The sequence below is a fragment of the Actinomycetospora lutea genome, from assembly GCF_028737205.1.
Taxonomy (GTDB): Bacteria; Actinomycetota; Actinomycetes; order Mycobacteriales; family Pseudonocardiaceae; genus Actinomycetospora; species Actinomycetospora lutea.
Genome location: NZ_JAQZAL010000015.1, coordinates 81,379 through 103,784 on the forward strand (window position 1 = coordinate 81,379; position 22,406 = coordinate 103,784).

General features: G+C 74.2%; 19 protein-coding genes. 9 read left to right on the forward strand and 10 right to left on the reverse strand.

Features of this window, described 5'->3' with window-relative positions; all coding sequences use genetic code 11:
- Nucleotides 1-182 precede the first annotated feature (182 nt).
- Genes PHK61_RS17525 through PHK61_RS17535 form a run of 3 tightly spaced genes read left to right on the forward strand, consistent with a single transcriptional unit; the run spans nt 183 to nt 3,671 of the window.
- Nucleotides 183-1,244, forward strand: a complete 1,062-nt coding sequence (locus PHK61_RS17525; RefSeq protein WP_274282292.1) for a hypothetical protein — start codon at nt 183-185, stop codon at nt 1,242-1,244.
- A gap of 17 nt (nt 1,245-1,261) precedes the next feature.
- Nucleotides 1,262-2,185: a hydroxymethylglutaryl-CoA lyase gene (locus PHK61_RS17530; RefSeq protein ID WP_274282293.1), complete on the forward strand. Its 924-nt coding sequence runs from the start codon at nt 1,262-1,264 to the stop codon at nt 2,183-2,185.
- 13 nt (nt 2,186-2,198) lie between these two features.
- Complete coding sequence (locus PHK61_RS17535; RefSeq protein WP_274282294.1) at nt 2,199-3,671, forward strand: aldehyde dehydrogenase; 1,473 nt, start codon at nt 2,199-2,201, stop codon at nt 3,669-3,671.
- 45 nt (nt 3,672-3,716) lie between these two features.
- Here the strand turns inward: PHK61_RS17535 and PHK61_RS17540 are convergent, their stop codons facing one another.
- Nucleotides 3,717-4,187, reverse strand: a complete 471-nt coding sequence (locus tag PHK61_RS17540; protein ID WP_274282295.1) for an Lrp/AsnC family transcriptional regulator — start codon at nt 4,185-4,187, stop codon at nt 3,717-3,719.
- A 140-nt stretch (nt 4,188-4,327) separates the two neighbouring features.
- Between PHK61_RS17540 and PHK61_RS17545 the strand changes: the two genes are divergently transcribed.
- Together PHK61_RS17545 and PHK61_RS17550 are read left to right on the forward strand one after the other, a co-directional pair.
- Nucleotides 4,328-6,664: a transketolase-like TK C-terminal-containing protein gene (locus tag PHK61_RS17545; protein WP_274282296.1), complete on the forward strand. Its 2,337-nt coding sequence runs from the start codon at nt 4,328-4,330 to the stop codon at nt 6,662-6,664.
- A 159-nt stretch (nt 6,665-6,823) separates the two neighbouring features.
- On the forward strand, nt 6,824-8,263 hold the full coding sequence (locus PHK61_RS17550; RefSeq protein WP_274282297.1) for a lipase maturation factor family protein: 1,440 nt from the start codon (nt 6,824-6,826) through the stop codon (nt 8,261-8,263).
- On the opposite strand, the gene PHK61_RS17555 is transcribed toward PHK61_RS17550, so the two are convergent.
- On the reverse strand, nt 8,218-9,870 hold the full coding sequence (locus PHK61_RS17555; RefSeq protein WP_274282298.1) for a phytoene desaturase family protein: 1,653 nt from the start codon (nt 9,868-9,870) through the stop codon (nt 8,218-8,220). The two genes, PHK61_RS17550 and PHK61_RS17555, sit on opposite strands and share 46 nt — an antisense overlap.
- A 355-nt stretch (nt 9,871-10,225) precedes the next feature.
- On the opposite strand from PHK61_RS17555, the gene PHK61_RS17560 reads away from it, so the two are divergent.
- Together PHK61_RS17560 and PHK61_RS17565 are read left to right on the forward strand one after the other, a co-directional pair.
- A complete protein-coding gene (locus tag PHK61_RS17560) occupies nt 10,226-11,509 on the forward strand; it encodes an aminotransferase family protein (protein ID WP_274282299.1) in 1,284 nt (427 codons plus the stop codon).
- A gap of 10 nt (nt 11,510-11,519) precedes the next feature.
- Nucleotides 11,520-12,284, forward strand: coding sequence for a LamB/YcsF family protein (locus PHK61_RS17565; protein WP_274282300.1), 765 nt, complete (start codon nt 11,520-11,522; stop codon nt 12,282-12,284).
- On the opposite strand, the gene PHK61_RS17570 is transcribed toward PHK61_RS17565, so the two are convergent.
- Nucleotides 12,266-13,255: an LLM class flavin-dependent oxidoreductase gene (locus tag PHK61_RS17570; RefSeq protein ID WP_274282301.1), complete on the reverse strand. Its 990-nt coding sequence runs from the start codon at nt 13,253-13,255 to the stop codon at nt 12,266-12,268. The two genes, PHK61_RS17565 and PHK61_RS17570, sit on opposite strands and share 19 nt — an antisense overlap.
- A gap of 100 nt (nt 13,256-13,355) precedes the next feature.
- Between PHK61_RS17570 and PHK61_RS17575 the strand changes: the two genes are divergently transcribed.
- Nucleotides 13,356-14,213, forward strand: a complete 858-nt coding sequence (locus PHK61_RS17575; protein ID WP_274282302.1) for a methyltransferase domain-containing protein — start codon at nt 13,356-13,358, stop codon at nt 14,211-14,213.
- Here the strand turns inward: PHK61_RS17575 and PHK61_RS17580 are convergent.
- The 5 genes from PHK61_RS17580 to PHK61_RS17600 are packed head-to-tail and all read right to left on the reverse strand — an operon-like array spanning nt 14,173 to nt 20,078.
- Nucleotides 14,173-15,564 (reverse strand): acetyl-CoA carboxylase biotin carboxylase subunit, encoded by a 1,392-nt coding sequence (locus PHK61_RS17580; protein WP_274282303.1) that lies wholly within the window; start codon nt 15,562-15,564, stop codon nt 14,173-14,175. The genes PHK61_RS17575 and PHK61_RS17580 overlap by 41 nt on opposite strands.
- Nucleotides 15,561-15,803, reverse strand: a complete 243-nt coding sequence (locus PHK61_RS17585) for an acetyl-CoA carboxylase (protein WP_274282304.1) — start codon at nt 15,801-15,803, stop codon at nt 15,561-15,563. Before PHK61_RS17585 ends, PHK61_RS17580 begins: the two co-directional genes overlap by 4 nt.
- An 11-nt stretch (nt 15,804-15,814) precedes the next feature.
- The gene (locus tag PHK61_RS17590; protein ID WP_274282305.1) at nt 15,815-16,786 is read right to left on the reverse strand and encodes a 5-oxoprolinase subunit C family protein; all 972 of its coding nucleotides are present in this window, start codon (nt 16,784-16,786) and stop codon (nt 15,815-15,817) included.
- Complete coding sequence (locus PHK61_RS17595; protein ID WP_274282306.1) at nt 16,783-17,691, reverse strand: 5-oxoprolinase subunit B family protein; 909 nt, start codon at nt 17,689-17,691, stop codon at nt 16,783-16,785. The genes PHK61_RS17590 and PHK61_RS17595 overlap by 4 nt, the downstream gene beginning before the upstream one ends.
- Nucleotides 17,688-20,078: a xanthine dehydrogenase family protein molybdopterin-binding subunit gene (locus PHK61_RS17600; protein ID WP_274282307.1), complete on the reverse strand. Its 2,391-nt coding sequence runs from the start codon at nt 20,076-20,078 to the stop codon at nt 17,688-17,690. Before PHK61_RS17600 ends, PHK61_RS17595 begins: the two co-directional genes overlap by 4 nt.
- 289 nt (nt 20,079-20,367) lie before the next feature.
- On the opposite strand from PHK61_RS17600, the gene PHK61_RS17605 reads away from it, so the two are divergent.
- Nucleotides 20,368-20,658, forward strand: coding sequence for a DUF1540 domain-containing protein (locus tag PHK61_RS17605; RefSeq protein ID WP_274282308.1), 291 nt, complete (start codon nt 20,368-20,370; stop codon nt 20,656-20,658).
- Here PHK61_RS17605 and PHK61_RS17610 read toward each other — a convergent pair.
- Nucleotides 20,643-21,062, reverse strand: a complete 420-nt coding sequence (locus PHK61_RS17610; RefSeq protein ID WP_274282309.1) for a hypothetical protein — start codon at nt 21,060-21,062, stop codon at nt 20,643-20,645. The genes PHK61_RS17605 and PHK61_RS17610 overlap by 16 nt on opposite strands.
- A 273-nt stretch (nt 21,063-21,335) precedes the next feature.
- Nucleotides 21,336-22,379, reverse strand: a complete 1,044-nt coding sequence (gene corA / locus PHK61_RS17615) for a magnesium/cobalt transporter CorA (protein WP_274282310.1) — start codon at nt 22,377-22,379, stop codon at nt 21,336-21,338.
- Between the last annotated feature and the right edge of the window lie 27 nt (nt 22,380-22,406).

Genomic DNA, 22,406 nt, shown 5'->3' on the forward strand with positions numbered 1-22,406 from the left:
TGGGTGACCGATCACCCCCGGCGGCACGCGCGGGCGTCCGCGGAGATCACCCGACCGGTGATCGGCAGGCGACGAGCGGTTCCGCGGGTGCAGCGGTGACATGCTGCCCGATGACCTCGGCGCGCCGACCGCGCCCCCGTCCCGTGCCCGTCCCGTCCCCCGTGCCCGAGGAGGAGCCCGCCATGACCCGACGCGTGGACAGCGACCTGTTGCTGGTGGGGAGCCTGCCCGTCGACTCGACCGACGAGGGCTTCCGCCGGGGTGCCGAGCTGTTCGCCGACCGCGTCGCCGCCCTGCCCGACGGGGAGTCCGGGCCCCGCGGCGCCTGGGTCGGCTACGACCGCACGACGCTGCTCGAGCCCCACCCCGACATCACCGTGCTCGCCCCCACCGGGTCCCCGACCGGTCGGGCGCGGCACGCCTACGACACCGCGCGGCTCACCGTCCGCGACGGGGTCGAGCAGCTGCGCTTCGACGCCTGGCCGCGCGTCGCGGAGACCCTCGCGTCCTGGGAGCGGTTCGCCGCGCTGCGCGCCGAGGGCGTGATCCCGTCGCACCTGCGATTCCAGGTCGGGCTGCCGTTCCCGTCCAGCGTGTTCACCGGCGCGTTCAAGGACGCCTACGCCCGCGACTGGGCGCTGGTCGGACCGGCCCTCGAGGACCTCTGGGCCCGGTCGATCGACGAGCTGCTGGCGGTGATCCCGGCGGGCGACCTGGCCCTGCAGTGGGACCTCGCCTACGAGGTGATCGACATCGAGGGCGTCGTCGCGTGGACCGAGGGCGACGCGTGGGAGCGCTTCGCCGGGCCGTGGTCGCGGCTCGCGCCGCGGGTGCCCGAGGAGGTCCTCATGGGCCTGCACCTCTGCTACGGCACGTTCCCCGAGTGGCCGATGTTCGAGGCGCGGGACATGGGCCTGATCGTGCGGATGGCCAACCACGCCGTCGCCCACGCGGGGCGCCCGCTGGACTGGGTGCACCTCGCGGGCCCGCGCTACCTGCGCAGCGAGGACGACGGCTTCTTCGCCCCGCTCGCCGACCTGGACGCCCCCGACTCGCGGATCTTCCTGGGGATCGTGCTGCCGATCGACGGCGAGGACGGGCTGCGCCGGCGCCAGGTCACGGCGTCGCGGCACCTCGCGGACTTCGGCGTCGCCCAGTACTGCGGGATGGGCCGCCAGCGTGGCGAGGATCCCGCCGCGACGCTGCGCGAGCACGCCGCGGTGGTGGCCGCCGTCCGCGGTTGAGGGGCAGGATCGGGCCCGTGGTCGGGATCGTGGAGGTGAGCCCGCGCGACGGGCTCCAGAACGAGCGGGCGCTGCTGGAGACGGGCGCGAAGATCGAGCTGATCGAGCGGGCGGTCGCCGCCGGGGCCCGGCGCATCGAGGCGGTGTCGTTCGTGCACCCGAAGCTGGTGCCGGCGATGGCCGACGCCGAGGCGGTGATGGAGGGCCTCCGCGGGACGCGCAGCGAAGCGGAGCCGGACCATCGAGACCGCGCCGACGGGGTGTCCTACATCGGGCTGGTGCTCAACCGCCGCGGGTACGACCGGGCGGTGGCGGCCGGCGTCGACGAGGTCAATGTCGTCGTCCCGGCCTCCGACGGGTTCGCCAAGGCCAACCAGAACTCGACGACCGACGCGCTGACCGCGGTCGCGGAGGAGGTCCTCGCCGAGGCCGCCGGGCGGGACCTGTTCGCCTCGCTGACGATCGCGACGTCGTTCGGCTGCCCCTTCGACGGCGAGGTCGACCCGGACCGCGTGGTCGAGGTGGCCCGCCGGGGGGCGGCGGCGGGGGCGAAGGAGATCGCGATCGCCGACACGATCGGCGTCGGCGTCCCCACCCAGGTCCGCACGCTGCTCGACGGGGTGCGGGCGGTGGCACCGGACGCGCTGGTGCGGGCGCACTTCCACAACACCCGCAACACCGGCTTCGCCAACGCCGTCGCCGCCCTGGAGTGGGGCGTCGACTGGCTGGACTCGTCCAACGGCGGCATCGGCGGCTGCCCGTTCGCGCCGGCGGCGACCGGCAACATCGCCACCGAGGACCTCGTCTACCTGCTCGACCGGATGGGCCACCCGACCGGCCTCGACCTTGAGTCCCTGCTGCCCATCGCCGGCTTCCTCTCCGACCAGCTCGGCTACACCGTCCCCGCCCTGCTGCCGCGCGCCGGCGGCTTCCCCGGCTGAACCAGGAGCATTCGTGAGCGAGCTCGAGCAGCTGTCCATGCTGATCGGCGGCAAGCCGACCGGCGCGATCTCGGGGCGGACGTTCGCCACCGAGAACCCCTACACCGGCCGGACGTGGGCGGAGATCCCCGACGGCGGCACCGAGGACATCGACGCCGCCGTGGGCGCCGCCCGCGCGGCCCTCGACGGCGAGTGGGGGCAGATGACCGGTTTCGCCCGCGCCGCGCGGCTGCGCAAGCTGGCCGAGCTGATCACCGAGAACGCCGAGCGGCTGGCGCGCCTGGAGGTCAACGACTCCGGCAAGCTCTACCGCGAGATGCTCGGGCAGCTCCAGGGCCTGGGCGGCTGGTACCACTACTACGCGGGGCTGGCCGACAAGATCGAGGGCGCGCAGATCCCCTCGCCGAACCCGAACTACCTCGTCTACACCCGCCGCGAGCCGGTCGGGGTGGTCGCGGCGATCACCCCGTGGAACTCGCCGCTGCTGCTCATGAGCTGGAAGGTGGCGCCCGCGCTGGCCGCCGGCTGCACGATCGTCGTCAAGCCCTCGGAGCACGCGCCGGCCTCGACGCTCGGGTTCGCCGAGCTGATCGCGCAGGCGGGCATCCCCGACGGCGTGGTCAACGTGGTCACCGCGAACTCGGGCTCGGTCGGCGCGCACCTCGCCGCGCACCCGGGCGTCGACAAGGTCGCGTTCACCGGGTCGACGGCGACCGGGCGCAAGGTGGCCGCGGCGGCCGCCGAGAAGCTGCACCCCGCGACCCTCGAGCTCGGCGGGAAGTCGCCGCAGGTGGTGTTCCCCGACGCCGACCTGCAGGCCGCCGCCAACGGGCTCGTCGCCGGCGTCTTCGCGGCCACCGGACAGACGTGCATGGCCGGCTCGCGGCTGGTGGTCCACGAGGACGTGCACGACGAGCTGGTGCGCCTGGTCGCCGAGCGCGCCTCGCAGATCAAGCTGGGCGACCCGTTCGGCGCGGACACCGAGATGGGTCCGGTGGCCAACAAGATGCAGTACGAGAAGGTCGTCGGCTACCTGTCCACGGCGCGCGAGGAGGGCGCGACGATCGCGTACGGCGGGTCGTCGGAGGAGTCGTTGGGCGGCTACTTCGTCCAGCCGACCGTGCTCTCGGTGAAGCCGACCGACACGGTGTTCCGCGAGGAGGTCTTCGGCCCCGTGCTCGCCGCGGTGACCTTCACCGACGAGGACGACGCGATCAAGCTCGCCAACGACACCCCCTACGGGCTCGCGGGTGCGGTGTGGACCAAGGACGTGCACCGCGCGCACCGGGTCGCCGCGAAGATCAGGGCCGGGTCGGTGTGGATCAACGCCTACCGCGTGGTGGCGCCGAGCGTGCCGTTCGGCGGCTTCGGCGACTCGGGCATCGGGCGCGAGAACGGCGTGCACGGCATCGACGCCTACCTCGAGACCAAGGCCGTCTGGGTCGAGCTCACCGGCGGCACCCGCGACCCGTTCACGTTGGGCTGACCGGCCCATGTGAGCGAAATTCCCGGCTATAGCCGGGAATTTCGCTCACGTGGAGGCCCGGCGCGACATGAGCGGGTCGAGGCGGAACGGGACGAGCTGGCGCATCACGAGCGCCGTGGAGGTCCGCTCGACACCCGGGACGGCGAGCAGGCTGCCGGCGATCGTGTAGAGCGCGTCGGCGTCGCTCGCGACGACCTGGACGAGCAGGTCGTCGTCGCCCGCGAGCCCCACCACCTCGACCACCTCGGGGATGCCGGCGAGCGCCTCGGTGACCTCGGCGAGCCGGCGCTGGTCGACCCGCGTGGTGACGTAGGCGCGCAGCGGGTGGCCGAGCGCGGCCGGGTCGATGCGCCGGGCGAAGTCGCCGAGGACGCCCCGGCTCTCGAGCCGGGTCAGGCGCGCCTGGACGGTGTTGCGCGCGAGGCCGAGACGCTCGGCGAGCGCGACGACCGTGGCCCGCGGTTCCTCGGCGAGGGCCTGGAGCAGGCGCGCGTCGACGGCGTCGACGGGTTCCATCCTGCTCACTCCCCGGGGCCGACGGCACGGACGCGCTGACCATAGTGCTCACGCCCGTCGACCCCGCTTGCGCAGTTCGGGCCCATGACGAACGCTTCTGGCACCGAAGTGGACACGGCCGTGGACCCGGAGGCAGATCGATGACATCCACCCGTCCCGCCCCCGCACCGCTGTCCGGCGGGGAGCCGGAGCGCGAGGCGCTGCAAGCGGTGGAGGACCGGGTGCTCTGGCTCGCCACCGCGATCGTCGACCACGCCAACCGCGTGCGCCCCAACCCGAGCGGCCTGAAGGTCGGCGGCCACCAGGCCTCGTCGTCGTCGATCGTCTCGATCATGACCGCGCTGTGGTTCCACACGCTGCGCCCCGAGGACCGGGTGTCGGTCAAGCCGCACGCCTCGCCGGTGCTGCACGCGATCAACCACCTGCTCGGCGAGCTCGACGCGTCGTACCTGACCTCGCTGCGCGCCGCGGGCGGCCTGCAGTCCTACCCCTCGCGCTCGAAGGACCCCGACCCCGTCGACTACTCCACCGGCTCGGTCGGCATCGGCGCCACCGCCCCGATCTGGGGCACGATCGCGCGCCGCTACGTCGACGGGCTCGGTGGTGCCGCCGGGTCCGGGCGCCAGTTCTCGCTGGTCGGCGATGCCGAGCTCGACGAGGGCGCGGTCTGGGAGGCCGTGCTCGACCCGATGGTGCGCGAGCTCGGCGAGGTCTGCTGGATCGTCGACTTCAACCGCCAGAGTCTCGACCGCGTCGTCCCCGACATCTCCGCCACCCGCCTGCACGGCCTGTTCAGCGCCGCCGGGTGGCAGGTCATCACCGTCAAGTACGGGCGCCTGCTCGCCGAGCTCTACGCGCGGCCCGGCGGCGAGGCGCTGCGCCGGCGGATCGACGAGATGACCAATCCCGAGTACCAGCGGCTGCTGCGCTGCACCCCGCTGCAGCTGCGCGAGCGCCTGCCCGGTGACGGCCCGGACGCCGAGGCGGTGGCGGCGCTGCTGCGCGACGTCGACGACGGCGCGGTGCACGCGGCGATCCGCAACCTCGGCGGCCACGACCTCGGCGCGCTGGCCGACGCCTACGACGCGATCGACGACAGCCGCCCCACGGTGATCTTCGCCTACACCGTCAAGGGCTACGGGCTCGCGACGCAGGGCCACCCGCAGAACCACTCCAGCCTGCTCACCGAGACCCAGATGCGCGCGCTGGCCACCGGCCTGGGCACCGACCTCGACGACCCCTGGGCCCCGCTGCCCGAGGGTGCGGCCGCGGAGCTGTGCCGCCGGACCGCGGAGCGGCTGCACCGCTCGCCCGTCACGCCGGTCGCGCCGCCCGCGGTCCCCGACGACCTCAAGCGCACCCCCACGGGCACCGGGCACACCCAGCAGGCGCTCGGGCGCGCGCTGCTCGACCTCACCCGCTCGGCCCCCGACGCCGCCCGCCGCGTCGTCACGGTCAGCCCGGACGTCACGTCCTCGACGAACCTCGGCGGCTGGCTGAACAAGGTCGGGTCGTGGTCGCCGCACGAGCGCCGCGACTGGTTCGCCGACGACGCCGAGACGATCCTGCACTGGCACGAGCTGCCCAGCGGCCAGCACATCGAGCTCGGGATCGCCGAGACGAACCTCGTCGGGCTGCTCGGCGAGCTCGGTGCCACCTGGTCGCGGTGGGGCGAGCCGCTGCTGCCGATCGGGGTGCTCTACGACCCGTTCGTCTCGCGCGCGCTCGAGCCGTGGGCGTTCGGGATGTACGCGGGCGGGCAGTCGATCCTCGTCGGCACGCCGTCCGGGGTGTCGCTGGCGCCCGAGGGCGGCGCGCACCAGTCGATCACCACGCCCTCGATCGGCCTGGAGCAGCCCGGCTGCGTGGCGTTCGAGCCGGCGTTCGGCGTCGAGGTCGGCTGGTGCCTGCTCGACGGGCTCTCCCGCCTCGGGCGTCCCGGCGGCTCGTCGACCTACCTGCGCCTGTCCACCGTGCCGGTCGACCAGAGCCTCGCCGCCGTCCCGGCCGACCCCGCCGCCCGCGCGCAGCGGCGGCGCGAGGTCGTCGCCGGCGCCTACCTGCTGCGCCGCGCCGCGGGCACCCCGCAGGTGACGATCGCGGCGATGGGCCCGCTCGTCGGCCAGGCGCTGGCCGCCGCCGAGCGCCTCGGTGCGCAGGGCGTCGGCGCCGACGTCGTCGTGGTCACCAGCCCCGACCGGCTCTTCCGGGCGCTGCGCGCCCGCACCGCGGCGACCGGGCCCACCGAGCCCGCGCCGAGCTGGATCCTCGACGCCGCCTTCCCCGCCGACCGCGCGGCGAAGCTCGTCACGGTGCTCGACGGCCACCCGCACACGCTCGCGTTCCTGGCCTCGGTGCACGGCGTCCGGGCGGCGCACCTGGGCGTCACCGACTTCGGGCGGTCATCGGACCTCGCCGACTCGTGGGCCCACCACCACCTCGACGCCGACGCGATCCTGGCGGCCGCCCTGGCCTGACCAGCCGGGGGCCGGGTGCGCACACTTGTGTGCGAGCGATGCGGCATCGCTGGCGTGTGACGCCAGGATCGCCACACGCTCGCCGGCGCGACACGCCCGAGGGCATCGTCCGGACGGCGCAGCGGGTAATCCGTCGGCCCACGCCGGAGGGAGGTCCCGATGCTCGACCGGTTCGGGGCGCTCGACTACGTCACCGCCCGCTGGGTGGTCCAACACCTCGTCGCGCTGGTGTACGTCCTCGCGTTCACGGTCGCACTCGCGCAGTTCCGCCCGCTGATCGGCGAGCGCGGGCTGACGCCCATCCCGCGGTTCCTCGCGCGGACGTCGTTCCGGCGCCACCCCAGCCTGTTCCACCTGCGCTACTCGGACACGCTCTTCCGCCTCGTCGCCGGCACGGGCCTCGTCCTCGCGGTGGCCGCCCTCGCCGGGGCCACCGACGTGCTCCCGCTCGGCGCGGGGATCGCGCTGTGGAGCCTGCTGTGGGTGCTGTACCTGTCGATCGTCACCGTCGGCCAGGTCTGGTACGGCTTCGGCTGGGAGTCGCTGCTGCTCGAGGCCGGGTTCCTCGTGACGTTCCTCGGGCCCGCCGACGTCGCGCCGCCCGCACCGATCCTGTGGCTGCTGGTCTGGCTGCTCTTCCGCGTCGAGTTCGGCGCCGGGCTGATCAAGATGCGCGGCGACCCCTGTTGGCGCGACCTCACCTGCCTCGACTACCACCACGAGACCCAGCCGCTGCCGAGCCCGACGAGCTGGTGGTTCCACCACCTGCCCCGCCCGCTGCACCGCGTCGAGGTCGTCGCCAACCACGTCACCCAGCTCGGCGTCCCCTTCCTGCTCTTCGCGCCGCAGCCGGTGGCGTCGATCGCCGCCGCGGTCGTCGTCGTCACCCAGGGCTGGCTGGTCAGCAGCGGCAACTTCGCCTGGCTGAACCTCCTGACGATCTCGCTGGCGTTCGCGGCCGTGGACGACTCCTGGTGGCGGCTCCCGCTCCCGGCACCCGGCCCGATCCCGACGTGGTTCGCCGTCGTCGTCCTCGCGGTGACGCTGCTGATGCTCGCGCTGTCGGTGTGGCCGGTGCTCAACATGGCCAGCGGACGCCAGCTGATGAACGCCGGGATCACGCCCGTGCACCTGGGCAACAGCTACGGCGCGTTCGGCTCGGTGACCCGCGAGCGCGAGGAGGTGGTGCTCGAGGGCACCGACGACCCCGCGGGCGGCGACTCCCCCGACACCGTCGTCTGGCGCGAGTACGACTTCCGCGCCAAGCCCGGGGACCCGTACCGCCGCCCGCCCCAGGTCGCGCCCTACCACCGGCGTCTCGACTGGCTGATGTGGTTCGCGCCGCTCGCCCCCCGGATGGCCCGCTCCTGGCTGCCGGCGCTGCTCGACCGCCTGCTCGCGGCCGACGCGCCGACCCTGCGCCTCCTGCGTCGCGACCCGTTCCAGGGCGAGCGCCCGGCGTGGGTCCGCGCGCGGCTGTACCGCTACCGGTTCACCACCCGCGCGGAGCGCCGCGAGACCGGGGCGTGGTGGCACCGCGAGCTGATCGGCGACTACCTGCCGGCGAGAACCCTGCCGCGGGAGTCCGCGGCGCCGTAGACGAGGCGCTGACCGGCGCGGATGCCGGCGGCGTAGACCCGCCCGAGACGCCCGGCGCGCGCCAGCGCCGCCCGTGCCGCGTTCGCCCCGGGCGCGCCGTGCACCGCGCCGGCCGGGTGCGCCGTGGCGCCGGCGAGGAAGAGCCCGTCGACGGGGGTGTCGGGACGGCCGAGGCCCGGCGTCGGGCGGAACACCAGCATCTGGTGGATCTGCGCGGTCCCGGCCATGAGCGCGCCGCGCACGAGCGACGGGTTGCGGGCCTGGAGGTCGCCGGGGCCGGACACGACGCGGGCGACGACGCTCTCGCCGAAGCCCGGCGCGTGGCGCTCGATGACCGCGGTCATGCGGCGCACCTGCTCGTCGACCTCCGCGTCGGTCAGCGCGCGGAAGTGCGGCAGGTGCGTGTACGCCCAGACCGACTCGGTGCCCGGCGGCGAGCGCAGCGGGTCGGACAGCGTCATCTGCCCGAGCAGCATGAAGGGGTTCGCGGGCATCCGGCCGGTGGCGAGGTCGGCGCCGAAGTCGACGAGCCCGGCGACGTCGCCGCCGAGGTGGACCGTGCCCGCCTCCCGGGCCTCCGGCGCCGTCCACGGGATCGGCGACGACAGCGCCCAGTCGACCTTGAGGATGGCGTCGTCGAACTGGAAGCGGGCGAGGTCGTCGACGAGCCGGGCGGGCAGGTGCTCGTGCCCGACGAGGTCGCTGAGCAGCGTCGGCGCGGGCACGTCGGCGAGCACCGCCCGCCGGGCGCGCACGAGCCCGCCCGCGGCGTCGACCACCCCGACGGCCCGGCCGTCCTCCACCAGGACGCGGGTCACGGGACGGTGGCAGGCGACGGTCCCGCCGCGGTCGGCCAGGCGCGCCACGAGCGCGTCGGTGATCGACCGCGCGCCGCCCGCGGGCACCGGGAACCCGACGTCCTGGGCGAGCATCGAGAGCAGCCAGCCGAACGCGGTGCTCGCGGTCTGGGTGACGGCGAGGTCGGTGTGCAGGGCGTTGCCGGCGACGAGCACCCGCGCGCCCTCGCCGCGGAACTCCTCCTCGCCGAACCGCGTCGCCGGCAGCAGCATCCGCCGCGCCAGGCGCAGCGCGTCCGGCCCGCCGAGCGTGCGCAGCACCCGCGTCGCGTCGCGCACCGGCGGGAACGGCCCGAGGAACGCGGCCATGAGGGGGTCGCGCAGCCGCTGCCACTCGTCGGCCAGCCGGCGCCAGGCGTCGCCGTCCCCGGTCGCGAAGCGGTCCAGCGACGCGGCGGTGACGTCGAGGTCGCGGGAGATCAGCACGCCGCGGTCGTCGGGCAGCACGTGGGCCAGCGCGGCCGGGGCGTGGCGCCAGGCGAGGCCGTAGGCGTCGAGGCCCAGGCCCTGCAGCACCGGCGACACGTAACCCATCGGGTGGAAGGCGCTGCCCAGGTCGCTGCGCCACCCGGGTGCGGTGATCTCCTCGGTGCGCACCGCCCCGCCCGGCGCGTCGGACGCCTCGAGCACGCGGACCGACCAGCCGCGGTCAGCCAGCAGGTTCGCCGCCACGAGGCCGTTGTGCCCGGCGCCGACGACGACGGCGTCGACGGTCTCGGTGGCGGTGGTCAGCGTGTCGGCTCCGGTCACGGTGCCCAGGGTCCCCGCCCGACGGCGGTCGATGCGAACCGAGGGGCCACGACGGTCCGGAGAGAGGACGCCTACCCGACGATCCCGGTGACGGCCGCCGCGACCGGACCAGGACGCCGTGTTCCAGCTCGTCATGGACGTCGCCGGCGGGGCCCTCGACGACGTCGGTGAGATCGCCGCGCGGATCGGAGCACTTCTCTGACGAGAGCACCCCAGCTCCGGCGCGCGGCCTCGATCTCCCACCGGCCGGGCGCCCAGCACCGTGCGGGTCGTTCGTTCCGCGGACAGGGCAATCATCAGCACCGAGTGGTCCACCCCCTCCCGCCGAGCCCGCGGAACCCGGAGAATCCGGGCCATGAGCACCCGCCTGTGGCATCCGTTCTCCGACATGGCGGCCGTGGACGGCCACGAGTTCGTCGTCGACCGGGGGGAGGGCGCCTACGTCTACGACGAGGCCGGGCGCGCGTACCTCGACGGTTGTGCGAGCCTCTGGTACTGCAACGTCGGCCACGGTCGCCGCGAGATCGTCGAGGCCGCGATGGCCCAGATGACGAAGCTCGAGGCGTACTCGTGCTTCGCCGACATCGCCAACCGCCCCGCCCTGGAGCTGGCCGACCGCCTGGCCGCCCTCGCCCCCGTCGACGACGGGCGGGTCTTCTTCGGCTCCGGCGGCGCCGACGGCATCGACACCGCCGTCAAGCTCGCCCGCAGCTACTGGCAGGCGCGCGGCGAGAACCAGCGCGTCCACGTCATCTCGCGCGAGACCGGCTACCACGGCACCCACGGCTACGGGACCTCGATCACCGGCATCCCGCCGAACCGCGAGGGCTGGGGGGTGCTCGCGGGCGAGAACACGGTCGCCCCGCTGCACGACCTCGACGGCGTGGAGAAGGCCTTCGCCGAGGTCGGGCCGGAGCGGATCGCGGCGTTCGTCATCGAGCCGGTGACGGGGGCCGGCGGCGTGCACCTGCCCGTCGACGGCTACATCGAGGGCGTCGCGGAGCTGTGCCGGCGCCACGGCGTGCTGCTCGTGATCGACGCGGTGATCTGCGCCTTCGGGCGGCTCGGCACGTGGTTCGGCATTGAGCGCTTCGACGTGCGCCCCGACATGGTCGTCTTCGCCAAGGGCGTCACCAGCGGCTACCTCCCGCTCGGCGGCGTGATCGTCTCGGGCGAGGTCGCCGCGCCGTGGTGGACCACCCCGGGCGAGCGCACGCTGCGCCACGGCCCGACCTACTCGGGGCACCCGACGGCCTGCGCGGCGGGCCTCGCGACCCTCGACATCTACGAGGGCGAGGGCCTCATCGAGCGGGGGCGCGAGCTGGAGATGCCGCTGTTCGAGGCGCTCGCGCCGCTGACGTCCCACCCGTACGTGCACGAGGTGCGCGCCGGGTTCGGCTTCCTCGCCGCGGTGGAGCTCGAGCAGGATGTCCTCGACGGGGTCACCGACGCGCCCAACGTCCTGTTGCGGGCGGTGCGGAAGGCGGGCGTGCTCGTCCGCGGGCTCGGCAAGGGTGTCGCCGTGTCGCCGCCGCTGATCGTCGGGCAGGAGGACATCGACCTGCTCGCGCAGGCGATCCGCGCCGGGCTCGACGACCTGCCCGTCGAGACCCCGGTGCCGGCCGCCCCGGGCGCCTGAGGAGGAGATCATGAAGACGCGAGTCGACCTCAACGCCGACGCCGGCGAGAGCCTCGGACGCTGGAAGCTCGGGCACGACAGCGAGCTGATGGCCCACGTGACCTCGGTGAACGTCGCCTGTGGCTACCACGCGAGCGATCCGGTGACCATGCGCGACTCGGTGCGCACGGCCGTGGCGACCGGCACCGCGATCGGCTCCCACCCCGGGCTGCCCGACCTCGTCGGCTTCGGGCGCCGGCGGATGGCGCTGCGTCCCGACGAGGCCGCGCAGCTCGTGCTGTACCAGACCGGCGCGCTGCAGGCGACGGCCCGCGCGGAGGGCGCGGAGGTCGTGCACGTCAAGCCGCACGGCGCGCTCTACGGCATGGCGCTGACCGACCCGGACATCACCTCGGCGATCACCGAGGCCGTCCTGCGCCTCGACCCCGGCCTGCTGATCTTCTGGCTGGCCGGGCCGACCGCGGAGCTCGCCCGCTCGCTGGGCGCGACGGTCGCCCGCGAGGGATTCGCCGACCTCGAGTACACCGATGAGGGCCACATCATCGTCGAGCCCGAGCCCAAGGCGAAGGACCCGGACGCCGTCGCGCAGCAGGCCGTCGACCTGCTCGAGGGGCACGTGACGTCGACGTCCGGGAAGCGCCTCGACGTCGAGGTCGACACCATCTGCCTGCACGGCGACCGGCCCAACGCGGTCGAGATCGGCGAGACGCTGGTGCGCCGTCTCGACGGCCTGGGCGTCGAGCGGGTCCCGGCGGTTCAGCTGCTGCGGGGCTGAGGGCGCAGCGCCTCCAGCATGTGGTCGAGCTCGTCGACGGGGCGCCCCGGCGGCAGCACGATCGCGGGCTCCTCGGCGCCGGCGGCCCGCCAGCGCTCCAGCGCGGCCCGTCCCTGCGCGGCGTCGCCGTGGACCGTGAGCTCGTCGAGGAGCACGTCCGCGCCCGCCGGGACCTCGGTCGTGCGCCCCGTCGGGTTGGCGCCCACGACCGCGTCGACGGCCTCGCCGAGCCCGTGGGCGCGCACCGTCGCCGGGTACAGCGGGCCCATCGACGTCAGGTAGAACGCCACCCACCAGGACGCCGTCGCCCGGGCGAGGTCCGGGTCGTCGGCCACCGCTGCGGGGACGGCGGGGCACACGACGGGGACGTCCTCGCGGCCGGCGTGCGCCGCGCCCTCCCGCAGGCCGTCCCGGAGGCGCCCGAGGCCCGACACCGGCACGAAGAACGGGTCCCACCCGTCGGCGAGCGCGCCGGCCCGCCGGATCGAGCGGGGTCCGAGGGCGGCGAGGTGCAGGGCCACGCGCGGGCACGGCGGGACGCCCAGGCGCAGGCCCTTCGCGCCCGTCGTCGGTTCGAGGCGCTCGCCGCGCAGCAGTCGGCGGACCTGCACCGTGACGGCCGCGAGGTGCTCCACCGGCCGGTCGAACGGGACGTCGTGGAGGCCCTCGGCGAGCGCCGGGCTCCCCGCGCCCAGCCCGAGCCGGAAGCGCCCGCCCGAGACCGCGTCCAGGCTCGCCGCGAGCATCGCGATCGTGCCGGCGCTGCGGCCCCACGTGTTCATCACGCCGACGCCGAGACCGATGCGCTCCGTCGCCCCGGCCACCTCGGCGAGCAGGACGCCGACGTCCCACCCCCACGCCTCGGCGACCGAGAAGGTGGCGTAGCCCAGCTCCTCGGCGCGCTGCGCCAGGTGCACGACAACCTCGCGGCGGGTCTCCATCGGCGTCAGGCCGACCCCGAGCCCGCTCACGACGCCGCCGGGAACGACGTGACGACCGGGTCGACGAGGTCCGTGCCCATCCCGACGACGCTAGCGTGACCCACGTCACCGAGGAACCTCCGGAGGAGCCGTGGCCGCCCACGACACGCCCCAGCCCGACGCGCCGGCGATCTCGCTGCACGACTTCACCGACATCGACCACTCCGCCGAGTCGACCTACGAGGCGGCGCTCGTGGCGTTCGACGCGCTGCCGCTGCTGCAGGAGCTCAAGGTCCTCGCGCGCGAGCGCACCGGGACCGCGCCGGGTCGCCGCGTCCTGGACGTCGGCTGCGGCTTCGGCCTCGAGACGCTCCGGCTGGCCCGGCTCGTGGCGCCGGGCGGCGCCGTGACCGGGATCGACCTGTCGGCCGACTTCATCGCGGAGGCCCGCCGCCGCGCCACCGCGGCCGGCCTCGACGTCGACTTCCTCCCGGGCGACGCGCAGCAGCTGCCGTTCCCCGACGACGCCTTCGACGTCACCCGCGCCGAGCGCGTGCTCATCTACCTCGACGCGCCCGACCGCGCGCTCGCCGAGCTCGTCCGCGTGACCCGTCCCGGCGGGCGGATCGCGATCATCGAGCCCGACTTCGACACCAACACCGTCAACGTCCCCGACGCCGCGCTGGTCCGCGCCGTGCTCGCCCACGAGGCCGACAACGCCGTCGTCAACCCGCGCCTGGTGCGCGACCTGCGCGGCGAGCTGCTCGACCTCGGGTTCACCGACGTCGAGGTCGAGAGCCGCATGGTGATCTTCTCCCCGGACCTCGCCGCCCAGTACTTCGCCGGCATCGGCGAGGCCGCGGCCACTGCGGGCGCGATCGCCGCGGACGACGGCCGGCGCTGGACGGCCACCGTCGACGCCCTGCACCGCGACGACCGGCTCTTCGGCGCGATCGGCTACTACCTGTTCACCGCGACCGTTCCGCCAACCAGCTCTCCAGCGTCGTGATGTCGTAGGTCCCGTCGACCACGGCCGGTTCGTCGAGCAGGCGGCGGTGCAGGCCGATGGTGGTCGGCAGGCCGTCGACGCGGTACTCCGCGAGGGCCCGGCGCCCGCGCGCCAGGGCCTGCTCGCGCGTCGGCGCCCATACCGCGAGCTTGGCGACGAGCGAGTCGTAGAACGGCGGCACCGCGTCGCCGGCCATGAGCGCGGTGTCCACGCGCACGCCCGGCCCGCCCGGCAGCTCGAGACCGGTGACCTCGCCCGGAGAGGGCAGGAAGTCCTGGTCGGGGTCCTCGGCGTTCACCCGGAACTCGATCGACGCGCCACGGCAGACGATCTCGTCCTGGCTCACGGACAGCTCCGCGCCGCCGGCGATGCGCAGCTGCTCGGCGACGAGGTCGAGCCCCGTGACCCACTCCGTGATCGGGTGCTCGACCTGGATGCGGGTGTTCATCTCGATGAAGAAGAACTCGTCCCCCTCCACGAGGAACTCCACCGTCCCCGCGCCGACGTAGCCCACCTCGCGGGTCAGCCGCACCGCCGCCTCGCACAGACCCTCGCGCACCGCCGGGGCCAGGCCCGGGGCCGGCGCCTCCTCGAGGATCTTCTGGCGCCGGCGCTGCAGCGAGCACTCCCGCTCCCAGCAGTGCACGACGTTGCCGTGGGTGTCGGCGAGGACCTGCACCTCGACGTGCTTGGGGCCCTGCAGCGCGCGCTCGACGTAGACCGCGTCCGACCCGAACGCCGACGAGGCCTCGCGCTGGGCCTCGACCACCACGGTGCGCAGCTCGTCGGCGGTCGCGGCCGGACGGATGCCCCGCCCGCCCCCGCCCGCCGACGCCTTGACCAGCACCGGGTAGCCGACCTCCTCGGCCGCGGCGACGGCGTCCTCGACGGATGCGACCTCGTCGCTGCCGGGCACGACCGGCACGTCCGCCGACCGCGCGAGCGCCCGGGCGGCGGCCTTGTCCCCCATCGTCGCGATCACCGACGACGGCGGGCCCACGAAGGTCAGCCCCGCCTCCTCGACCGCCGCCGCGAACGCGGGGCGCTCGGAGAGGAAGCCGTAGCCGGGGTGCACCGCGTCGACACCCGCCGAGCGTGCGGCCTTCAGCACCGCGTCCCCGTTGAGATAGCTCTTCGACGCGGCCGACTTGCCGAGGTGCACCGCCTCGTCGGCCATCCGCACGTGCGCGGCCGACGCGTCGGCGTCGGAGTACACGGCGACCGCGCGGATGCCGAGCTCCCGGCACGCCCGCACCACGCGCAGGGCGATCTCGCCGCGGTTGGCGACGAGGACCGACCCCAGGCCCCCGCTCCCCGGACGGGGCGGCTCCGCTCCGCTTCGTGCCCTCACGTCTCCAGCTCGACCAGGTCCTGGCCGATCGTCACCTCGTCCTCGTTCTCGACGAGGAAGCGGCTGACGGTGCCTGCGGCGTCCGCCTTGACCTCGTGGAACGTCTTCATGACCTCCACGAGCCCCACCGTGTCGCCCTCGGACACCGACGCCCCCTCCGTCACGTACGGATCCGCGTCGGGCGAGGGCCGGTGGTAGAAGACGCCGGGCGTGCGCGACGTGATGGTGTGGCTGGCCACGACATGACCTCCTAGGCGAGCGCGGATCGGATGCGGTCGAGCGCGGCGTGGCGGTCCCGCCGCACCGAGAGCGCGCCGTCGAGGTCGACGGGCACGAACCGGGTCTTGTCGCCGGTCTTGGTCTGGGCGAGCCGGTCGCGGTCGACGGACACGACGGTGCCGAGCGTCGCGTAGCCCCCTCCGGTGACGGCGTCCTGCAGCAGCACGATCGGCTCGACGCCCCCGGGCACCTGCACCGACCCGACGGGGTAGCCGCAGTCGGTGACGTTGGCCGGGTCGCTGCCCGCGCCGAAGGGCTGCTCGCGGGGCACGAACTCCAGCTCGGCGCCGCGGAACCGGTAGCCGACGCGGTTGGCGTCCGGGGTCACCTTCCACTCGGTGTCGGTGAACCGGGCGAGGCTGTCCTCGGTGAGCCGGTAGCTGTGCAGGCCGACCAGCAGGTGCACCTCGGCGGTCGACGGGTGCACCGGCACGTCGTCGGGGTCGACCCGCCGGCCGGCCCGGGGGTCGCGGGCGTCCGAGCCGATGGCGAGCTCGTCGCCCGCCCGCAGCGCGCGGCCCTGGAACCCGCCGATGCCCACGAGCGTGTAGGTGGAGCGGCTGCCGTAGTACAGCGGCACGTCGATGCCGCCGGCGACGGCGACGTACGGGCGCGCGCCCGCGCGCAGCTGGCCGAACGAGAGCACCGAGCCCGCCGACACCGCGACCGACTCCCAGAGCGGGATCTCCGCGCCGTCGACGAACGCCGGGATGTCGGCGCCCGTCACCGCGATGACGGTGGCTTGCGTGAACTCCAGCGTCGGCCCGAGGTAGACCGCCTCCAGCGCCGCGGCGCCCGGCTCGTTGCCGACCAGCGCGTTCCCGACGTGGTAGGCGAACGAGTCGAGCGCGCCCGAGGGCGGGAAGCCGATGCTGTAGTAGCCGAGCCGCCCGGTGTCCTGGACCGTCGTCTCGAGCCCGGGATCACGCACGAGGATGCTCACCCGTACAGCACCTCCTTCATCGCGGCGTTGGTGCCGTCCGGGTCGGCGAGGAACCGGCTCGGCGAGAACTCGAGCTCCTTGTACGAGTAGCGCCACGTGCCGGCGTCGACCTGCGCGCGCACGTCGTCGTACTCGGTCTGGTCGACGCGCCGATAGTTGATCACGTCGCCGTGCTTGAAGAACACCACCGAGTCGTTCTCGGCGAAGTCCGGCAGGCGCTGCTCGCCGTCGAAGATCGGCGCTGGCGCGGAGCCGAAGAGCTGGTAGCCGCCGGCGCCCTTGACCGGGTAGATCACGGCGAACGCGCCGCCGAACCCGAAGGCCCGCTCCGGGGTCTCGGTGCGCGGGCGGACGTACTTGGGCACCTCGACCTGCCGCTCGCGGGGCACCAGCTGGAAGCACCAGGGCAGGCCGGGGACGAACCCCATCATCGTCACGAGGTAGGGGGACGCGGCGAGCGCGTCGATGAAGTCCTCGGTGGACGAGTAGCCGTTGATCCGGGCGCCGTAGTCGAGGTCGGTGCCCGTCGGGTCCTGGTGGCGGTCGCGGAACTTCATGAGGACCTCGTGGGTCCACGGGTCGTTCAGCATGATCGGCACGTCGATGATGCGGGTGGCGACGGTGAGGTCGTCCGAGTGCCCGCCGACCTCGTCCTCGATCCGCTGCAGCTCGCGCACCAGGTCGCGCGGGTCGAGGCGGTCGGGGTCGACGCGGACCATGTAGGACGCGTTCGACGGGGCGATCTCCTCGACGCCCGGGATCGCCTCCTCGGCCAGCCGCCGCGTGATCCCCAGCGACGTGAAGTGCACCGGCAGGCTCATCGCCGGGGAGAGCTCGACGTAGACGAACTCGTCGCCGCCGAAGTCGTACCGCGTCTCGGTGTCGGTGTTCGCCTCGGCGGTCATGCGATCACCTTGGCCGCGTCGGCGACGGCACGCCAGACCCGCTGCGGGGTCAGCGGCATGTCGAGGTGGGTGACCCCGCGGGCGGCGAGCGCGTCGATGGCCGCGTTCACCACGGCCGGCGACGACCCGATCGCGCCGGACTCGCCGATGCCCTTCGCCCCGAGCGGGTTGGTCGGCGAGAGCGTGACGGTCTGGTCGAGCTCGAAGCCGGGCAGGTCGCTCGCGGCGGGCACCGCGTAGTCGGCGAGCGTGGCCGCCGTCGGCTGGCCCGCCTCGTCGAACGTGGCCTCCTCGTAGAGCGCCTGGGAGATGCCCTGGGCGATGCCGCCGTGGAGCTGCCCGTCGACGATCTGCGGGTTGACGATGCGCCCGCAGTCGTCGACGGCGACGAAGCGCCGCACGGAGGTGCGCCCGGTCTCGGTGTCGACCTCGACCACCGCGATGTGCGTGCCGAACGGCCAGGTGAAGTTCGGCGGGTCGAAGTGGTGGTCGGCGGTGAGGTTGGGCTCCATGCCCTCGGGCAGGTCCGCCGCCAGCGACGCCGCGCCGGCGACCTCCTGGATGGTGACCGACGGCCCCGAGGTGCCCGCCACCGAGAACACCCCGCCGGTGAACCGCAGGTCGTCCTCGGAGGCCTCGAGCAGGTGCGCGGCGATCTTGCGGGCCTTGTCCGCGACCTTCTCCGCGGCCCCGTACACCGCCGACCCGCCGACCGCGAGGCTGCGCGAGCCGTAGGTGTCGCGGCCGAACGGGGCGATCATCGTGTCGGAGTGGAAGACCTCCACGTCGGCCGGGTCGATGCCGAGCGAGTCGGCGACGATCTGCGCCCACGCCGTCTCGTGGCCCTGCCCGTGCGGGCTCGTGCCCGTGACGACCTCGGCGCGCCCGGCGGTGGTCATCCGCACCGTGGCGGCCTCCCAGCCCCCGCTCTGCAGCCGGACCCCGGCCGCGACCTTGGACGGGGAGAGCCCGCCGGACTCGGTGAAGTTGCCGATGCCGACGCCCAGCTCGACGGGGTCGCCGGCCGCGCGCCGGCGGGCCTGCTCGGCGCGCAGGCCCTCGTAGTCGACGAGCTCGAGCGCCCGGCGCATCGCCTTCTCGTAGTCGCCGGAGTCGTACTGCACGCCGGACGGGACGGTGCGCGGCGCGTCGAAGGGCGGGTGCAGGTTGCGCAGCCGCAGCTCGGCGGGGTCCATCTGCAGCGCGCGGGCGAGGTCGTCGAGGATCCGCTCGTGGGCGTAGGCCGCCTCCGAGCGCCCCGCGCCGCGGTAGGCGTCGGTGGGCGTGAGGTTGGTGAACACGCCCTGGCAGGAGAAGTCGTAGGCGCCGAAGTCGTAGAGCCCGCAGTAGGTGAACGCCCCGAACACCGCGATGCCCGGCGTGAGCAGCTGCAGGTAGGCGCCCATGTCCGCCACCAGGCGGATGCGCATGCCGAGGATCGTGCCGTCGCGGGTCGCGCCGACGGTCATGTACTGGACCTGCCCGCGCCCGTGGGTGGTCGCGAGGTGGTGCTCCGAGCGGGTCTCGGTCCACTTGACCGGGCGCCGCAGGCGCCGGGCCAGCACCAGCGCGAGCGCCTCCTCGGCGTACACGTTGAGCTTGGCCCCGAAGCCGCCGCCGACGTCCGGGGCGACGACGCGCAGCTTGGTGTCGGAGATGCCACAGATCGCGGCGAGGATGTCGCGCACGAAGTGCGGCACCTGGGTCGACGTGTGGATCGTGAACCCGCCGCCCACGGCGTCGGGCGTGACGACGACGGCCCGCGGCTCCATCGGCGAGGCCATCACCCGCTGCTGGACGTAGCGGCCCTCGACCACGACGTCGGCCTCCGCAAGGGCCGCGTCGACGTCGCCGACCGCGAGCGGCCACGTGTAGCAGTGGTTGGTGCCGAACTCCTCGTGCACCAGCGGCGCGCCCGGCGCCAGGGCCGCCTCGATGTCGACCACGGCGGGGAGCTCGTCGTAGTCGACGACCACGAGCTCCGCGGCGTCCCGCGCCGCCGCCGCCCCGGTGGCGACGACGACCGCGACCGCGTCGCCCACGTGGTTGACCTCGGCGAGGGCCAGCGGCTGGTGGTCCGGGACGAGGATGTCCTCGGTGACCGGCCAGCCGCACGGGATGCCGGCGACGAACTCGCCGGCGAGGTCGGCCCCGGTGAGGACGGTGACGACCCCGTCGTGCTCGCGCGCGGCGGCGGTGTCGATCGCCGTGATCCGGGCGTGCGCCACGGGCGAGCGCACGAGCGCGAGGTGGACGGTGCCGAGCGGGGTGATGTCGTCGGTCCAGGTGCCCCGGCCGGTGAGGAGGGCCTCGTCCTCCCGCCGGGGCAGGCTCCGTCCGACGTGGGTCGTCGGCTGCGTGGTGGGCTGCGGGACGGTCTCGGTCACCGGGCGCTCCCGTCGACGGCGTGGTGGCGGTGGTGTGGGTCACCGTGGACCGTTTGATCCGTTCTGGGAAGTCCCCGCGATCACGAGCCCGGGTGAGGGCAGGTGAACCTTCCTCGGACAGGCCCGGACGGGTGTCGTCCGGTGTGACGGTCGTCACACCATGTCCGGTTTGCCGCGGGTGTCGCCACCGTTCCCGCTGGTCGTCACCGGCCGCAGGAGGCGTCTGCCCTGGTCAGGGCAGCCTTCACTGCGTGGCGGAGGGCCCTGCCGACCCGCCACGATCTGGGCCATGACCTCGACCCAGAGCCTGCCCACGGTCCAGGGCTGTTCGGCGTCCTCCTGTGCCTACAACGAGGACTCCGCCTGCCACGCGGCCGCCATCACGATCGCCGGCGACAACGCCGCCTGCGGCACCTTCGTGGAGATCTCCTTCCGGGGCGGCGTGGACGCCAACGGCGTCGTCGGCGCCTGCCACCGCTCGGAGTGCAAGTTCAACGACAAGCTCGAGTGCACCGCCTCGTCGGTCCAGATCGGCGCCGGCAAGGACGTCGCCGACTGCCTGACCTACGAGGCCCGGTAGAGCTCCTCGAGCGGCGCGACCGACCCCGCGGACCCCACGGCCTCCACCACGAGCCCGCGTACGGGGTCGGCGCGCAGCGTCTCGTCGGCGACGGCGAGGGCGGCCACGCTGTCGTCGTCGTCGACCAGGACCGCCGCGCCGCGGGCGGCGAGCCCCGCGAGTGCGCCGAGCACGGCGCGCCGCCCGGTGCCGTCGAGCCCCTCGGTGACCCGGTCCACCAGCACGATCGCGGCGTCGCCGGCCTCCTCGAGGCGGCGGCGCCGCTGCGTCACGCCGGTCGTCGGCTCCACCGTCACCCGACGGATCCCCGGCGACGAGTCGTCGAACATCGCCATCAGTCGCCGACGCACGATCGGCTCGCCGAGCAGCACAGTCACCTCGGCCGTGGGCAGTCGCAGCGTCATCGCCGCCTCCTCCAGTCGTGCGCCTCCGGCGCGGCAGCTCCGCTCCGCTCCGTGCCGCCTTCGGTGAGGGCAGGCTAACCTCGCCTGGGCGCCGGCGTCGAGGGCGAGTGAGCATCTCGACCGGATGTCCGATCCGATCCGGGACGGACGCGGTCGGCGTCAGAGCCGGAACGCGCGCCACGCCGCCGTCGCGAACGGCAGCCGGACGCAGCGTCAGCACGGTCGAGAAGGTCCCCAGCATCGCCGCGACGTGGTCGGCGGCCGGCGCGCGGGTCACAGCCAGCCGCGCCTGCGGAAGACGAGGTAGAGCGTGAGCGAGACCAGCACCATGAGGCCCAGGGCGAAGGGGTAGCCCAGGCGCCAGGCGAGCTCGGGCATGTTCTCGAAGTTCATCCCGTAGATCGCCCCGATGAGCGACGGGGTGAACAGGATCGCGGCCCAGGAGGAGATCTTCTTGACCTCCTCGCCCTGGGCCAGGCTGGTCTCGGAGAGCCGGCGCATCTCCTCGTTCTGCCGCTGGCCGACCAGCGCCGCGTTCACCTGCAGGATGTTGCCCAGCAGCTGGCGGAAGTTGTCGGCCGACTCGCTGGTCTGCGCGGTGTGGTCGGCGACGTCGCGCAGCCCGCGGTGCAGCTCGATCCGCGCCGGGTCGTCGGCCGACTCCCGCAGCAGGCCGTCGAGGACCTCCCGCAGCGGGTCGACGGCGCGCTGGAGCTCGATGACCTCGCGCGAGAGCTGGTAGATGCGCCGCGAGACGCTCGGGTCGCCGCCGAAGACCTGGGTCTCGATCTGGTCGATGTCGTGGCGCAGCCCGCGGACCACGGGCCGGTAGTCGTCGACGACGCGGTCGAGCACGGCGTAGAGCACCGCGCGGGGACCCTGCGCGAGCAGCCCGGGATCGGCCTCGAGCCGCGCGCGCACCGACGACAGGTCGGGGGTCTCGGCGTGCCGGACGGTGACGACGAAGTCGCGGCCGAGGAAGAGGTGGATCTCGCCGACCTGGACGTCCTCGTCCTCGTCGACGTACCAGGCGGGGCGCAGGACGACGAACTCGACGTCGTCGTAGCGTTCGAGCTTGGGGCGCTGGTGGGCGTTGACCGCGTCCTCGACGGCGAGCGCGGGCAGCGACAGCTCACGGGCGAGGCGGTCGAGCTCCTCGGAGTCGGGGCGCAGCAGGCCGATCCAGGCGAAGCCGTCGTCGTCCGTGTCGCCCGGGGCGCGCTCCCGGTCGCGCAGCAGCGCCAGCGTGCGGTCCAGGGAGTCGGGCTCGCTGTCGCGCTCCCCGCCCACGTACACCGCGTTGTCGACGACGGTCATCGGGCGATTGTCCCGCACGGGTGTCGG